The following is a 14639-nucleotide window of genomic DNA, read 5'->3' as shown; positions in this document are numbered from 1 at the left end:
TCGCCGGGAGGTGCCGCCGCGGCATACGGTAGGGGTCATGCGCTTCGAGCACCTCGGGTTCGACCCCCACTTCGTCGACTATGAGCAGGCGTGGGAGCACCAGCGCGAGGTCCACGCCGAGGTGGTCGCGGGCACGCTCCCCGACACCGTGCTGCTGCTGGAGCACGAGGCGGTGTTCACCGCGGGCAAGCGCACCGAGCCGCATGAGCGCCCGTGGAATGGCGCCAAGGTCATCGATGTCGACCGGGGCGGCAAGATCACCTGGCACGGCCCGGGTCAGCTGGTTGCCTATCCGATCGTGCGGCTGCCGTCTCCTGTCGACGTGGTCGCGCACGTGCGCCGCCTGGAAGAGGCGATGATCCGGATCTGCGCGGAGTTCGGGGTCGCCGTCACCCGAATCGACGGTCGCTCCGGGGTGTGGATGAGCGCTGACGATCGCGGCGGCGAACGCAAGCTGGGCGCGATCGGGGTGCGGGTCAGCCACGACGTGACGATGCACGGCCTGGCCCTCAACGCCAATCCCGACCTGTCGTGGTCGCAGATCATCGTCCCCTGCGGCATCGCCGACGCCGGGGTCAGTTCGTTGTCGATCGAGTCCGGGCGCACGATCACCGTCGCCGACATCCTCCCGTATGCCGAGAAGCACCTCGCCGACGTCCTGACCGCCGCCGTCCCGGCCGGGTGAGCGTCGCGTTCGTCGACGACGACGTGGGCGTGACAATCGTCGCCGACGGACACCCGCAGTCCCATGTCTGCCTGGCCGATCCCGGGTTGCTCGTGTTCGAGTACGTCCAGCACATCGGGTTGGTCCTCGACAGCCTCCGGCCCGGGCCGCTCGCGGTGACCCATGTCGGTGGTGGCGGCTTGACTGTTCCTCGTTATGTCCAGCACACCCGAGCGGGCTCGCCACAGATCGTCTTCGAGCCCGATGCCGCGCTCACCGCCGCTGTGCGGGAGCGGTTGCCGCTGCCGCGCGGGCACCGCATCCGGGTGCGTCCGCTCGACGGCGCGACCGGGGTCCCCGGCCTCGCCGACGCCAGCGCCGACGCGATCGTCGTGGATGCGTATGCCGCTGGCCGCGTCCCCGCCGACCTCGTCACCGGCGCGTTCGCCACCCAGCTGCGACGGGTAGTGCGCCCTGGCGGCGTGCTGGTGGCCAATGTGGCCGATGAGCCCGGGCTGCGCTTCGCGGCCCGCTGCCTGGCCACCTGGTCGGCCGTTGGCTTCGGACAGTTGGCGTTAATGGCCACTCACGATGTCCTCAAGGGGCGGCGGTTCGGCAACACGGTCCTGGTCGCCGGCCCTGCCGGTCTCGATCTCGGCGCACTGGAGCGGGCCTGTGCGCGCGCGAGCCTGACGACCGGCATACGACATGGGTCGGCCCTGGCGCGACTCGTCGCGGGTGCGCGACCGATCACCTCGGCCGAGCAGATGCACCCACCGGCGTCGCCGGAGCCAGGCCGCTGGCGAGTTCGTTAGCGGCCGGCCACGCGCCGCCGTCGGCCCGTCGCGGTAGGTTTGGACGATCGTCAACGGCATCGAAGCGGAGGACGCGCCATGGACCAACCCGACCTGCAGGTTCGTTCGAAGCAGGTGATCGAGGTCGATGGGCTGAGGTTCAAGGATCTCAACGGCAATGGCGTGCTCGATCCCTACGAGGACTGGCGGCTCAGCCCGGCCGAGCGGGCCGCCGACCTGGTCGCGCAGATGACGCTGGCGGAGAAGGTCGGGCTGATGCTGATCAACAGCCGCTTCACCGGCTATCAGACCGCCGCCGACGAGCCGAAGTCGCACGACGGGATCCTCGATGAGCGGACGATCGAGGCGGGCACGAGCATCTTCGCCACCCGCAAGGTCTATGGCACGACCGAGACGATCGAGCGGATGGGCCTGCGCCACTTCATCCTTCGCGAGAACGAGCCGCCGAGCCGGGTGGCCGCCTGGGTGAATGCGATGAACGAGGTGTGCGAGGGCACTCGCCTCGGCATCCCGTGCATCATCGCCTCCAACTCGCGCAACGAGAACGGCGAGATGGTGTTCGGGATGAACGACGCCGTCGGCATCTTCTCCACCTTCCCCTCCACGCTCGGGATCGCCGCCGCGGTCCTCGGCGACCAGGCCGACGGCGGCGATGCCGCGATCATCGACGGCTTCGCCGCGGCCATCCGCACCGAGTGGAACGCCAGCGGTATCCGCAAGGGCTATATGTACATGGCCGATGTCGTCACCGACCCGCGCTGGCAGCGGATCTATGGCACCTTCGGGGAGAGCCCCGAGCTGATCGCCGAGATCATCGGGCGGCTTGTCGCCGGCTTGCAGGGCGAGCAGCTCGGGCCGGACTCGATCTCGGCCACGATCAAGCACTTCCCCGGCGGTGGGCCCCGGGAGAACGGTTTCGACCCGCACTACGTCGAGGGCAAGTGGAACTGCTACCCGACGCCAGGCAGCCTGGAGAAATACCACCTGCCGCCGTTCCGGGCCGCGCTCAAGGCGGCGTCCTTCATGCCCTACTACTCCGCGCCGTCGATCAAGAAGAGCGCGGTGCAGGCGATCGATGACATCGACGTCCCCTATGAGGAGACCGGCTTCGCGTTCAACCACTACTTCCTCGGCGAGGTGCTGCGGGAGCGGTGGGGCTTTGCGGGATACATCAACTCCGACTCCGGCATCACCGACAACATGTGCTGGGGCGTCGAGGACCTCAGCCGGCCCGAGCGGTTCGCCAAGGCGGTGATGTCCGGCACCGACATGATCGCCGACTCCAACAACGTCGAGGACCTGTTGACGGCCGCGCAGGCCGGGATGATCAGCGAGCGCCGGATGAACCAGGCCTGCGAGCGGCTGCTGATCGAGATGTTCGCCCTCGGCCTGTTCGACGGGAAGACCTATGTCGACGCCGACGCCGCGGACGCCGCCGTCTCGGCCTCCCCCGGCTGGACGTTGGCCGAGGAGGTCCACCGCAAGTCCGCGGTGCTGCTCAAGAACTCCGGTGGCGCGCTGCCGCTGGCGGCGGGCGCCACGGCATACGTCGAGGTCTTCCACAAGGACCCGGCGGTGGCGGCGACCAAGACGGCCCAGGCACGCGCGGAGGCGGCGACGGTGGCGGGGCTATCCATCGTCGAGGACGCCGCGACCGCCGACGCGCTGGTGCTCTTCCTCGACCCGCAGTCCGGTGACTACTTCAGCGCCACCCCGGCGCTGCTCGAGCTGACCATCTGCGAGGACAAGACGCTGACCGCGGTGGACGGCTCGACGGTCACCGAGACGACGCTCAGCGGGCTCGCCCGCTTCCGGGAGTTGTGCGCGGCCGGCCGCGAGCGCGGCGCCACCGTCGTGGTCTCGGTGAACTTCCCGTTGCCGTGGGTGATCGATGATGTCGAGCCGCTGGCCGACGCCCTGATCGCCGGCTTCTCGACGTTCTACGGCGCCCAGTGCGCGGTCATGACCGGGGCCGCACAGCCGCACGGCAAACTGCCGCTCACGCTCCCGGCAAGCGAGGCAGTGATCGCGGTGACCGACGGAGTGTGCATCTCTCCCAACGATGTTCCCGGCTATGACAAGGACCAGTACCTGCCGGAGGGGATGAGTTACGCCTACGTCGACGCCGACGGCAACCGCTATCGGCTGGGTCACGGCCTTCGCTACGACGCCGCCCCCGCGTAGGCTGGCGCGGTGACGATCGCTCCCGAAGGACGCAAGCTGTTGCGGGTCGAGGCGCGCAACGCCGAGACTCCGATCGAGCGGAAACCCGCCTGGATCCGCACCACCGCCAAGATGGGTCCGCAGTATGCCGAGATCCAGGGTCTGGTCCGCAGCGAGGGTCTGCACACGGTCTGCCAGGAGGCCGGCTGCCCCAACATCTTCGAGTGCTGGGAGGACCGCGAGGCGACCTTCCTCATCGGCGGCGATGTGTGCACCCGCCGGTGCGACTTCTGCGATATCGCGACCGGCAAACCCGGCCCGCTCGACCGTGACGAGCCGCGCCGGGTCGCCGAGTCGGTGCGCACGATGGGGTTGCGCTATGCCACGGTCACCGGCGTCGCCCGCGACGACCTGCCCGACGGCGCCGCCTGGCTGTATGCCGAGACGATCCGCCAGATCCACGCGCTCAGCCCGGGCACCGGCGTCGAGATCCTGCCGCCGGACTTCGGCGCCCAGCCCGAGCAGGTCGGCCAGGTCTTCGACGCCCGGCCCGAGGTGTTCGCCCACAACCTCGAGACGGTCCCGCGGATCTTCAAGCGGATCCGCCCGGCGTTCAGCTACGAGAAGTCGTTGCGGGTGCTCACCATGGCCCGCGAGGCGGAGTTGGTCACCAAGTCCAACCTCATCCTCGGCATGGGCGAGGAGGCGGAGGAGATCGAGCAGGCGATCACCGACCTGTATGCCGCCGGCTGCGACATCCTGACGATCACGCAATACCTGCGGCCCTCCCCCAAGCACCATCCGATCGCCCGGTGGGTCACCCCGGAGGAGTTCGTCCGGTGGAGCGAGTTCGCCGAGCAGCTCGGTTTCAAGGGCGTCATGGCCGGCCCGCTGGTGCGCAGCTCCTATCGCGCCGGCCGACTGTGGGCGAGCGCCATGCGCGAGTGGGGCCGCGGCATACCGGAGAATCTGGCGCACCTGGCGGCCGCGAGCCAGACCCCGGCGCGCCAGGAGGCTGCGAGTTTGCTCGCGCCGCGCCCCTGATCGACCGCGGCGTCGGCGCGGCCGGCCGGTATCCTTGGACGCCATGGCCCGCACCCCGAAGTCCGACGCTCCGGCGAAGGAGAAACGCCCCAATCTGTTCAAGCAGATCCCCACGGTCTATAAGGCGGTCAAGACGATCGACCCCAAGATCGGGTGGTGGATCGCGGGCGTCTTCCTGGTCGTGCTGGCGGTCTTCATCGGCATCGGCTTCCTGGTCGACCACCCGGTCTATTTCGGTTTCATCGGGCTGCCGCTGGCGCTGCTCGGGGCGATGATCACCCTCTCCCGGCGCGGGGAGCGGGCAGCGTTCGGGGCGATGGCCGGTCAGGCCGGGCAGACCGCTGGCGCGTTGTCGATGCTGCGCCGCGGCTGGTATTACGACAAGGAGCCGGTCGCCGCCGATGCCGCCCGCCCGCAGGAGGTCGCCAACGCGGCGATGATCTTCCGCGCGCTGGGCCGGTGCGGCGTCGTGCTCATCGGCGAGGGCCCGCTGCCGCGGGCCAAGAAGCTGATGGACAAGGAGGTCAAGAAGGTCTCCCGGGTCGCGCCCGGGGTGCCGGTGCACAGCCTGTATGTCGGTGACGGCGAGGAGCAGACCGAGGTCCGCAAGCTGCCCCGCGTGATGGCCAAGCTCAAGCCGGTGTTGACCAAGGAGGAGATGGCAGCGGTCAACAAGCGGCTGAAGTCCATCCCCGGCATCCGCCAGCAGCTGCCCCCCGGCATCGATCCCATGAAGGCCCGGATGGACCGCCGCGCCCTAAGGGGTCGCTAACCTGGGCGACATGGTTCGCGGCGCGAAGCTCCAACCGACTCCCGGCCGAGCTCATCCCATGGTGATTCGCCGGCAGGGGCTTCTTGCCCGATGCCTCCCCGCACTAGCCCCCCCGTGACCAGAAGTCGCCGGGGATGGGCGGCCTCATAGGGTGGCTCATGTGGCGTGAAGACAAGTCCTGCAAGGGGCCCGCATGAAGTGGTCCCGCTGGCTGCCGGCGGTGGTCTTGGCTCTGGTCGTTCTCGTCGCCACCGCCGTCGCGGCGCAAGGCCCGTTGAGCGTTGCTGCCTGGGTTGGAGCAGCAGTCGTGGCGATTGGCGTGTTCGCACCCAGCGCTCTTGAATGGGCGCAGCAGCGACAACGAGCTATCGCGAATCGGCCGCGGTCCGATCTTCTCGACACTCCCAGCCCGGCGCCGCGCCACGTTGCGGCAGGGCCAAGAAACACCCTGTTTGTCGTCGATTACGCGGAGACGGCCGCCGGACTGACAGATATGCTCAGCGACTACTTTTGCCCACACCGGCCCGTGTGCGGATTCGGCTTCTTCTCATGGCGCGCACGTCGAATGACTGGTGGGCGGCCCAGCTCAGCAAGCGCAATGAGGTCCAGCGCGACCATCTTGACTTGACGCGGGTCGAGATGCCTTTGTCTGCCGACCTCGGCGTGGCAGTCAACGAGATCGCCACTCAGTCTGGACAGGACTTGCTCGCACGTCTCCGGCGGGACTTCCGACTCGGGATTGGCAGTTGGCCGGGGTTCCTAGGCCTAGGCTCCAGTCGGGCACATAACCTCTTCGAGTGTTGGACATTCAAGCGGCTGTTCTGACCCGGATCCGCGAGTAGCTTGCGTGTGGGTTGGGCGGCCAGTGAACGGCGGATAGATTTTGTGTTGTGGCAGTGTGTTTTTGGGTGCGGGCAGGGTGGATGGCCCGGTGGCGCTCGGGTGGGCGGGTCTTCGGGGTCCTGGGTCGTCGGGGCAGGGGCGCGGCGGGTTAGGCCGCGGTGGGTAAGGCCCGGATCCGGGCCAGGACGGTGGGCAGGAGTTGCTGTCCGGGTGGCAGCCGCAGGATCAGCTGGCGGCCGTGGCGGACCAGGCGGGCTGGGACGCAGAGCAGTTCGTGGCGTAGGCGGGCGCCGTGGGCGCGGTGACGCTGGTCGATCCCGGTCAGGGCTTGCAGCAGAACGGAGATGTTCCCGGCGAGCAGGGCAGCCCACATCCACACCGTGTTGATGGCGTGGTCGCCCGAGGGCAGGTGCCGCAGCGCGGCCCCGAGCTTGGCTTCCCGGATCCGGTCCTCAATGTCGGTGCGGCGGCGGAACCAGGACTCGACCTGCGTGATCGAGGCAACCGGTGCGGCCGCCTCACCCGGCTCCGCCGGCTCCGCCGGCTCGGCCGGCTCGGCCGGCTCGGTGGGGTTGGCCGGGTGGTCGTTGGCGGGGATATTGGTGACGATGAAGGAGACCGCGTGGGCGTGGGTGGCCGCGCCCTCCAAGGCGAGGGTGAGTTGGTTCGTCTCGATGGTGCGCCGGCGCCGTGAGCGGGGGTCGTCGGAGATGTCCTCGGCCTCGATGCGGACCCGGCGCACGATGGTGTACGTGTGCGGCGGCCACCCCTGCGGGGCGTAGTCGACCGCGGCGACCTGCGCGCCGGGCATCCCCTCCGCCGCACCCCAGGCGTCCTCGGGGATGGCGGCGTAGGCGCGCCACATCGCGGTGTTCCGTTTCGCGGCGATGGCGAAGTCACACCCGGCCGCCACCGCGGCGTGGGCCAGGTCGGCGGTGAAGTAGCCGGCATCCGCGCGCACCCGCAACCGATCCCAGTCGGCCGCGGCCGAGCGGATGTCCTCGGGGATCCCGGCCAGGACCCGGCGCAACAGGTCAGCGGCCCGGGGCCTCACATCCTCATTCCCCGCGAGCAACTCCGCGGCCAGGGTCAACCCGGCCTCGGCCCAGGTCCCCAGATGCGGACGGCCCGCGCGCTGACCGTGATAGTTGTAGGCCACGCCCTGCTTCGTCGGCCCGTACACCTCCACATCGGTGGAATCCAAGTCCACCGTCACCGCCGCGGCCAACACCGCCCGGCGGGACGCCGGCAACAACCCGACCGCATGACCGGTCAGGTCCGCGACCGCACCCTCCAGACCGGCCAGCTGCGCCGGCCCGAACCGGCGGGCCAACCCCGCCGCCGTGGTCGAGGCCAACACCGGCACCGCCGACAACGCAGACCCGGCCACATCCTGGCGCTGCCGGTCCAACGCGGCCAGCACATCCCCGCCGAGCAACTGGCACTGCGCCAGCGACACCAGCACCTGCCCGGCCGTCGCGCCCCGCTCCCGCTCCTTGATCGCACCGATCCCCCGGTCCAGGCGCCCGACCAGATCCAGTTTCTCGATGAACTCCGCGAGCGCTGCCACCCCCGAGGTCCCGGTCAACGACGGATCCGGCGCGCCGATCCGCACCCGCTTCCGCACCCGGCCACGACCACGTACTCTCTTCATCGACAAGGTGCTTCTCCTCGCTGGCCAATCGAAGGCTTCGTAACCCCGATTCTCCCAGTAGGACAAGCACCTTCGTCACATCACACGCCGATCACCCCACCACTACTCGCGGATCCGGGTCTGACCCGGATGTCGCCTGCCATGAGCATGGGACCGCTCTGAGTGGTTTTCTGCCAGGTTCATGGGACCACCTGGGTTGCCAGTCATGGGACCACCCGGCGCGCCTGGCCGGTGGGTTCTTCGCGTGCTCGTTTGATCGGCCGTGTCAGCGTCGTCGACATGGAGGTCTGCGGGCGTGGGATTCAGGGAGGTCAGCGTGATCGAGGTACGAGAGGTGTTGCGCGGATGGCTTGACGGGGCCGGGCTGCGGACCGTGGCCGAGCGGGCGGGGGTGGACCGCAAGACGGCGCGCCGGTATGTGAATGCTGCGCAGGCCGCGGGGCTGGAACGGACCGCCGGCCTGGACGCCGTCGATGATGGGCTCGTTGGCGCAGTGGTGGCCGCGGTGCGCCCGGTCCGCCCGAACGGGCACGGCAGCGCCTGGGAGGCGCTGCTGACCCACGAGGAGCAGATTCGTGCCTGGGTGGCGGGTGGGGGTAAGGACGCCACGCCGTTGTCGCTGGTCAAGATCGAGGAGTTGCTGGCCCGGCAGGGGTGTGGTTCCCTACCGGACCCTGCACCGCTTCGCGACGGAACGGTGCGGGTACCGGGCCAAGGCCACCACGGTGCGTGTGGCCGACGGCGAGCCCGGGGCTGAGCTTCAGATCGATTTCGGTCACATGGGTTACCTGCTCGACCCGGTCGATGGGCGGCGGCGGAAGGTCCACGCGCTGATCTTCACGGCCGCCTATTCCCGGCACATGTTCATCTGGTTGACCTATTCACAGACCCTGGTCGCGGTGATCGCGGGCTGCGAGGCCGCGTGGGTGTTCTTCGGTGGGGTGTTCAAGGTGCTCATCCCGGACAACCTCAAACCGGTCGTCACCGACGCCGACGCGGTCAACCCGCGCTTGAGCCAGGGCTGGTTGGATTACGCCCAGCACGCCGGGTTCGTCACCGACCCGGCCCGGGTCCGCTCACCCAAGGACAAACCGAGGGTGGAGCGGGCGGTGCAGTATGTGCGCGGCAACTTCTGGGCCGGGGAGGACTTCACCGACCTCGCCGACGCCCAGGCCCGCGCCCAGGTGTGGTGCGCCCAGCGGGCCGGGATGCGGACCCATGGCACCACTCAACGGCGGCCGGTCGAGGCGTTCGCTCAGTTCGAGGCGCACCGTCTGTTGCCGGTTCCCGACCCGTATGACCAGCCGGTGTTCACGACGGTGAAGGTGCATCGTGACTACCACGTCGAGGTCGCTAAGGCGCTGTACTCGGTGCCCGAGCAGTACCTGGGCCGAGGCCTCGATACCCGCGCCGACAGCGAGCTGGTCAAGCTCTACTGGCGTGGTCAGCTGGTCAAGACCCATCCCCGCCAGCCCCCCGGCGGCCGGTCCACCGACCGCGCCGACCTGCCCGAACACAAGGCCGGGTACGCGCTGCGGGACCTGGCCAAACTGATCGCGGTGTGCGCCGGGCACGGCCACAACATCGGTATCTACGCCGAACGAGTCCTGGACGACCCGCTGCCGTGGACCCGGATGCGAAGCGTCTACCGGCTGCTCGGGCTGATCCGCCGCTACGGCCCCGACCCGGTCGAGGCCGCCTGCGAACGCTCCCTCGACCTCGACGTGGTGTCCGTGTCCAAGATCGCCGCAATGCTTGACCGCGCCTGCGAGAGCGGCAAACCCGTCCTGCCCGCCGCCGGCTCACCCACCGGGCGGTTCGCCCGCGACCCCGGCGAGTTCGCCATGGCCGGCGGCGCCACCCAGCTCACCCTCATCCACGGCGGCACCGCCACACTCGAAACGGAGACCACCGCATGACCACCACCACCACGAGCACACTCCCCGGGCCGATCGACCCCGTCGGAGCCGACCTGACCCGCACACTGAAGGCGCTCAAGCTCGGCCAGATGACCCAGACCCTGCCCGAGCGACTCGCCCTGGCCCGGCAGCGGAAGATGAGCCACGCCACCTTCCTTCAGCTCGTCCTGGCCGACGAGATCACCCGACGCGAGTCCCGCTCGGCGATGCTACGAGCCCGTTCTGCCGGGCTGGATCCAGCGATGAGGCTGGACGCCTGGGACGAGCTCGATGACCTCACCTACGACCGCGAGTTGCTCGCCGACCTGGCCACCTTGCGGTTCACCGAAGCCGGCAACGGCGTGCTCATCCTCGGACCGGTCGGGGTCGGCAAGACCCACTGCGCGACCGCCCTCGGCCACATCGCCATCCGCCGCCGACTGTCCGTACACGCTGCCCGCGCCGACAAACTATTCACCCGACTGCGCGCGGCCCGCCTCGACCACACCCTCGACGCCGAAATCCGCAAACTCGCCCGCTGGGGTGCCGGACTGTTTTCGGAGTCGGTGACTTTGGTTCTCAGGCTGCTGGCCGGTGGTTTTGGTACCCGTCCAACATTTCCCGCGGGGTCTGGTATCCCAGTCCGGAGTGGATCCTTTGGTGATTATAGTAGATTTCGATGTACGCCGCAATAGCCGCGGACGCTGATTTCCGGGTCGGCCACTTCTCCCGGTTGACTAACTCGACCTTGATCGCCCCATTGGTGGACTCGGCCAGGGCATTGTCGTAGCAGATCCCGGTCCGACCCACGGACCGCGTAATCCCCAACTCGCCCAACACGCGGCCGTACTCGTCGGACGTATAATTACTGCCCCGGTCCGAATGAAACACCGCGCCGGCCGGCAGCTTGACGTTCCGGGCGGCCATCTGAATGGCGTCGGTGATCAACTCGGTCCGGTAGTGATCGGCCATGGCGGCTCTTCCCAAACGAGAGTGTGGGGGGTGGCGCGTCGCTGCCGGGTTGAGGGTCGAGGTCTTCCGATGATGGAAGCTCTGACACTTCCCATCTGGAAGACCTCGACATGGCTGACGTTACCTTCACCTGCCCCGACCTGGACACCTTCACCGGTGTTGATGATCTCGGTCTGGTCATCACGGGGCAGCGGCTTGAGACCGGTCGTGCGGTGCTGGCCTGCCGGGTCCTCGAGCCCGATCCGTGGTGTCGGCGCTGCGGGAGCGAAGGCCGGGTGCGGGACACGGTGGTGCGCCGGCTGGCGCATGTCCCGTTCGGGTGGCGGCCAACAGTTTTGGAGATCACGGTCCGCCGCTACCGCTGCGGGGCGTGTGGGAAGGTGTGGCGCCAGGACACCAGCCGAGCAGCCGAGCCGCGCGCGAAGCTGTCCCGGGCCGCGCTGGCCTGGGCGTTGGAGGCGTTGGTCCTCTACCACCTGACGGTCGCCCGGGTCGCCGAGGCGTTGGCGGTGGCCTGGGACACCGCGAACGACGCGGTTCTGGCTGAAGGACGCCGGGTGTTGATCGATGACCCGGACCGGTTCAATGGTGTGGCCGTTGTGGGCGTGGACGAGCACTGTTGGCGGCACACCCGCAAGGGCGAGAAGTACGTCACCGTGATCATCGATCTGACGCCGGTGCGGGACAAGACGGGCCCGGCCCGGCTGCTGGATATGGTCGAGGGCCGCTCCTCAGCGGTGTTCGCGACCTGGCTCGCGGAGCGGGACCCGGCCTGGCGGGAGAGGATCGAGGTCGTCGCGATGGATGGCTTCACCGGGTACAAATCCGCGGCCGCCCAAGAACTCCCGTCCGCCACCGCGGTGATGGATCCGTTTCACGTGGTCCGCTTGGGCGGCGACGCTCTCGATCAGACACGCCGCCGGGTCCAGCAGGCCACGACCGGCCACCGCGGCCGCAAAGGCGATCCGCTGTATGCCGCGCGGCGGACCCTGCACACCGGCGCCGATCTGCTCACCGACCGCCAACGCGCCCGCATCGAGGCGTTGTTTGCCGTTGAGGACCATGTCGAGGTCGAAGCGACCTGGGGCATCTACCAGCGAATGATCGGCGCCTACCGCGATCCCGACCGTGCCGCCGCCAAGGCCCGGATGCAGGCTGTCATCGACTCCATCAGCGCCGGCGTCCCGGCCGCGCTCACCGAGATCATCACCTTGGGCCGGACCCTGAAGAAGCGCGCCGCGGACATCCTGGCCTACTTCGACCGGCCCGGCACCTCAAACGGCCCCACCGAGGCCTTGAACGGCCGGCTCGAACACCTGCGCGGCTCCGCCCTCGGGTTCCGGAACCTGACCAACTACATTGCCCGCAGTCTGCTCGAAGCCGGCGGATTCAGACCCCAACTACACTCTCGTTTGGGATGAGCCGCCATGGCCCACCCGATAATAGCGCGGGAGAAACAATCGATGACCAACGCCAGATACAACCAGCCTCAGACCTCCTCAAGTAGGGGTGTGTTGACTGTTGAGATTCAGGTGGGTTTGACCTGGTAGGTGATGGGTCGGTGGTCGCCGGGGATGTGTGCGGGGGTGGTGTTGAGTTCCTCGGTGAGTAGGGTCAGGGCGCGGGCGATGCGGGGGGTGTCGGGCCGGTCGAGGGTGACGGTGATGCTGGTGGTGGTGTAGTGGATCTGGCCGCTGTGGTGGAGCAGGTGGCGGGTGATGGCCCGGTATTCGTTGTCGTCGTTCAGGTAGGCGTTGAGGTGGTCGGCCAGCCAGGCTTCGGCGTTGAACGCGAGTAGCCGGAGCACCATTTGCAGGCCGCGACGGGCCAGGCGGGGGTAGGCGCGTTTGGCGTGCGGGTCCAGCTCGGTCGCGGCGATCTTGGCCGGGATCGGTTTCAGCGCGGTTTGGGCCTGGTCGAGCGCGTCTTGAGCCTGGTGGATCCGGTGGTGGGCGGCGGGCAGGTGGGCGTTCTTCTGCGTCAGGCTGGTCTCGGGATCGCCCAAGAGTTGGGGCAGGGCGCGTTCGGCTGCGGCCAGTTCGGCTTGGGCGGTGGTGACCCGGGCGCGGGCCGCGGCCCGCGCCGGGTTGGGCAGCATCCGCGGGTCCGGGCCGATGTCCATCCGGTAGTCGGCCAGGGCGTCGATGCCGTTGTGTTCGGCGGCGTATTTGAACATGTTCTCGATCCGCCACCGGGAGCGTAGCCAGCAGAGCAGGTCCGCGCCGGTGGCGTGGGTCTCGCTGGTCAGGACCTGCAGCACCGGCTGGTCGTGCTCGACCAGGGTCAACTGCCGAGCCGGGCCGTATCCGGTGATGTGCACGGTCTCGTCGGCCAGCAGCATGGTGATCCGTTGCCCGTCGCGCACCGTCGCGGACCGCCGTGGCGTCACGGTGGTCACGAGCAGTGGGGCGCGTCGGTAGGTGACCCAGTCCGCGCCCGCCTCGCGGCAGGCGGTGAAGACGCCCGGGTAGGACCCGCCCCGGTCGAACCCGAGCAGCACCGGCGCGTCCGGGCCGATCACCGCACGGAGCTGGGCCAACACCCCGGGCAAGGTGACGCTGAGCCCGGATGGTTCACCGGAGCCGAACACCACGGCCCGGCCGCGGGCATCGACCAGCAGGGTGTCGTCGCGGCCGGGTTGGGCGTGGCGGCGTTTGGTGTTCCAGCCCTTGGCCACCGGCCGGGCCCCGGCGTAGGGCACGAAGTGGTCATCGACGAAGTACACCAGCTCCCCGGCCGGGTCGGCGGCCAGCACCAGCTCCCCGGCCGGGTCGGCGGCCAGCATCCGGGCGGCGAACGCCCGCTGCACCGCCAGCGGGTCCGAGCCGTCCGCCAGCGCGGCCAACCGGGCCCGCAACGTCGCCACCTGCGGGATCACGCTCAACCCCACCGCCGGTCCGGCCTCACCGCGGCGCAGGTGCTTGGCCCCCTCGATGGTGTCCATCCCCAGCGCGAACCCCACGCTCGCGCAGGTCAAGATGCCCAGATCGTCATACCGGCGGGCCGGGCCACCAGCCAGGGTCGCGAAAACCGCCTCCGCGCCAACCCGATCCAGATAGGCATGCAACAACATCGCCCCGGCATACCGACACCCGAACCCGCCCGCCCGCACCCGCGCGCTGCCCCCACCACCGGCCACCGCCCCCACCGGCCCGCTCCCACCCGCCCCCGCAGCAGCCGACTGCGCAACCGGACCACCGAACCCAACAGGCCCGGCCCCGGCCCCGGCCCCGGCCTCCGGCTCCGGTTCGGGTTCGGGCTCGGGCTCCGGTTCGGGCAGCGTCGGCTGGACCGGCAGCGGGCCGCCGCGGGCCAGGACCTCACTGATCACCGACTGGGCCACCCCCAACCGGTCCGCGATCACCTGCTGACTCTCGCCGCCACCGGCCCACGCCCGCGCCGAAGCCACCTGCCGCGGCGTCAACTTCGGCGGCCGCCCACGCCGGCGCACCAACCCCGCCGAGCCCTCCTTCCGGGCCCGCCCCCGCAGGATCGAGACATACGTCGCGGTCAACCCGAACACCCCGGCGACCTCATCAACCCGGCGGCCGGCGTCGGTCAACGCCACGATCGCCAGATTCCGCATCCCGGTATCCCCGGCGTCATACCGGTACAACAACACCCGCCCACAGGTCACCAGAACAACGCCGTCGCACTCCTGCACGCACAACCCACCCGGCTGCGGCATCCCCGCCAACGCCCCTTGATCCACCCCCACACCCTACCGCACATCTTATCTGATTTCCGATAAGACGAGACACGGAAAACGCCCTGCTCACGGACCGGACACTCACCTACTTGAGGAGGTCTGAGC

Annotated in this window: 12 protein-coding genes; 9 read left to right on the top strand and 3 right to left on the bottom strand. The window is 69.2% G+C overall.

Going from position 1 to position 14639, the window contains the following annotated elements:
- The first annotated feature begins 37 nt into the window (after nucleotides 1-37).
- The 5 genes from lipB to V9G19_RS04665 all read left to right on the top strand — a co-directional run bounded on the left by lipB (nucleotide 38) and on the right by V9G19_RS04665 (nucleotide 5458).
- The gene (gene lipB, locus V9G19_RS04685; RefSeq protein ID WP_462284333.1) at nucleotides 38-685 is read left to right on the top strand and encodes a lipoyl(octanoyl) transferase LipB; all 648 of its coding nucleotides are present in this window, start codon (nucleotides 38-40) and stop codon (nucleotides 683-685) included.
- Nucleotides 682-1479: a spermidine synthase gene (locus V9G19_RS04680; protein ID WP_462284332.1), complete on the top strand. Its 798-nt coding sequence runs from the start codon at nucleotides 682-684 to the stop codon at nucleotides 1477-1479. The genes lipB and V9G19_RS04680 overlap by 4 nt, the downstream gene beginning before the upstream one ends.
- Before the next feature lie 78 nt (nucleotides 1480-1557).
- Nucleotides 1558-3663 carry a glycoside hydrolase family 3 protein gene (locus V9G19_RS04675; protein ID WP_462284331.1) on the top strand — a complete coding sequence of 702 codons (2106 nt, stop codon included), beginning with the start codon at nucleotides 1558-1560 and terminating at the stop codon, nucleotides 3661-3663.
- 9 nt (nucleotides 3664-3672) lie between these two features.
- On the top strand, nucleotides 3673-4686 hold the full coding sequence (gene lipA, locus V9G19_RS04670; RefSeq protein WP_462284330.1) for a lipoyl synthase: 1014 nt from the start codon (nucleotides 3673-3675) through the stop codon (nucleotides 4684-4686).
- A 43-nt stretch (nucleotides 4687-4729) separates the two neighbouring features.
- Nucleotides 4730-5458 carry a DUF4191 domain-containing protein gene (locus V9G19_RS04665; RefSeq protein WP_462284329.1) on the top strand — a complete coding sequence of 243 codons (729 nt, stop codon included), beginning with the start codon at nucleotides 4730-4732 and terminating at the stop codon, nucleotides 5456-5458.
- Between the two features lie 991 nt (nucleotides 5459-6449).
- Here V9G19_RS04665 and V9G19_RS04660 read toward each other — a convergent pair.
- Nucleotides 6450-7955 (bottom strand): IS1380 family transposase, encoded by a 1506-nt coding sequence (locus V9G19_RS04660; RefSeq protein ID WP_462284328.1) that lies wholly within the window; start codon nucleotides 7953-7955, stop codon nucleotides 6450-6452.
- A 316-nt stretch (nucleotides 7956-8271) separates the two neighbouring features.
- Between V9G19_RS04660 and V9G19_RS04655 the strand changes: the two genes are divergently transcribed.
- Genes V9G19_RS04655 through V9G19_RS04645 form a run of 3 tightly spaced genes read left to right on the top strand, consistent with a single transcriptional unit; the run spans nucleotide 8272 to nucleotide 10548 of the window.
- Complete coding sequence (locus tag V9G19_RS04655; RefSeq protein ID WP_462284327.1) at nucleotides 8272-8712, top strand: hypothetical protein; 441 nt, start codon at nucleotides 8272-8274, stop codon at nucleotides 8710-8712.
- Nucleotides 8612-9874, top strand: coding sequence for an IS21 family transposase (istA, locus tag V9G19_RS04650; protein WP_462284326.1), 1263 nt, complete (start codon nucleotides 8612-8614; stop codon nucleotides 9872-9874). The genes V9G19_RS04655 and istA overlap by 101 nt, the downstream gene beginning before the upstream one ends.
- Nucleotides 9871-10548 (top strand): ATP-binding protein, encoded by a 678-nt coding sequence (locus tag V9G19_RS04645; RefSeq protein WP_462284325.1) that lies wholly within the window; start codon nucleotides 9871-9873, stop codon nucleotides 10546-10548. The genes istA and V9G19_RS04645 overlap by 4 nt, the downstream gene beginning before the upstream one ends.
- Here V9G19_RS04645 and V9G19_RS04640 read toward each other — a convergent pair.
- Nucleotides 10433-10825, bottom strand: a complete 393-nt coding sequence (locus tag V9G19_RS04640) for an integrase core domain-containing protein (RefSeq protein ID WP_462284324.1) — start codon at nucleotides 10823-10825, stop codon at nucleotides 10433-10435. The genes V9G19_RS04645 and V9G19_RS04640 overlap by 116 nt on opposite strands.
- Nucleotides 10826-10935: 110 nt before the next feature.
- Here V9G19_RS04640 and V9G19_RS04635 point away from each other — a divergent pair, with 110 nt between their 5' ends.
- Nucleotides 10936-12246, top strand: coding sequence for an ISL3 family transposase (locus V9G19_RS04635; RefSeq protein WP_462283955.1), 1311 nt, complete (start codon nucleotides 10936-10938; stop codon nucleotides 12244-12246).
- A 107-nt stretch (nucleotides 12247-12353) separates the two neighbouring features.
- Here the strand turns inward: V9G19_RS04635 and V9G19_RS04630 are convergent, their stop codons facing one another.
- Nucleotides 12354-14537: a putative transposase gene (locus tag V9G19_RS04630; RefSeq protein ID WP_462284323.1), complete on the bottom strand. Its 2184-nt coding sequence runs from the start codon at nucleotides 14535-14537 to the stop codon at nucleotides 12354-12356.
- Nucleotides 14538-14639: the final 102 nt, after the last annotated feature.

Source organism: Nostocoides sp. (assembly GCF_037045025.1).
Classification (GTDB): domain Bacteria; phylum Actinomycetota; class Actinomycetes; order Actinomycetales; family Dermatophilaceae; genus Nostocoides_A.
This window is presented reverse-complemented; position numbering and strand designations above follow the sequence as displayed.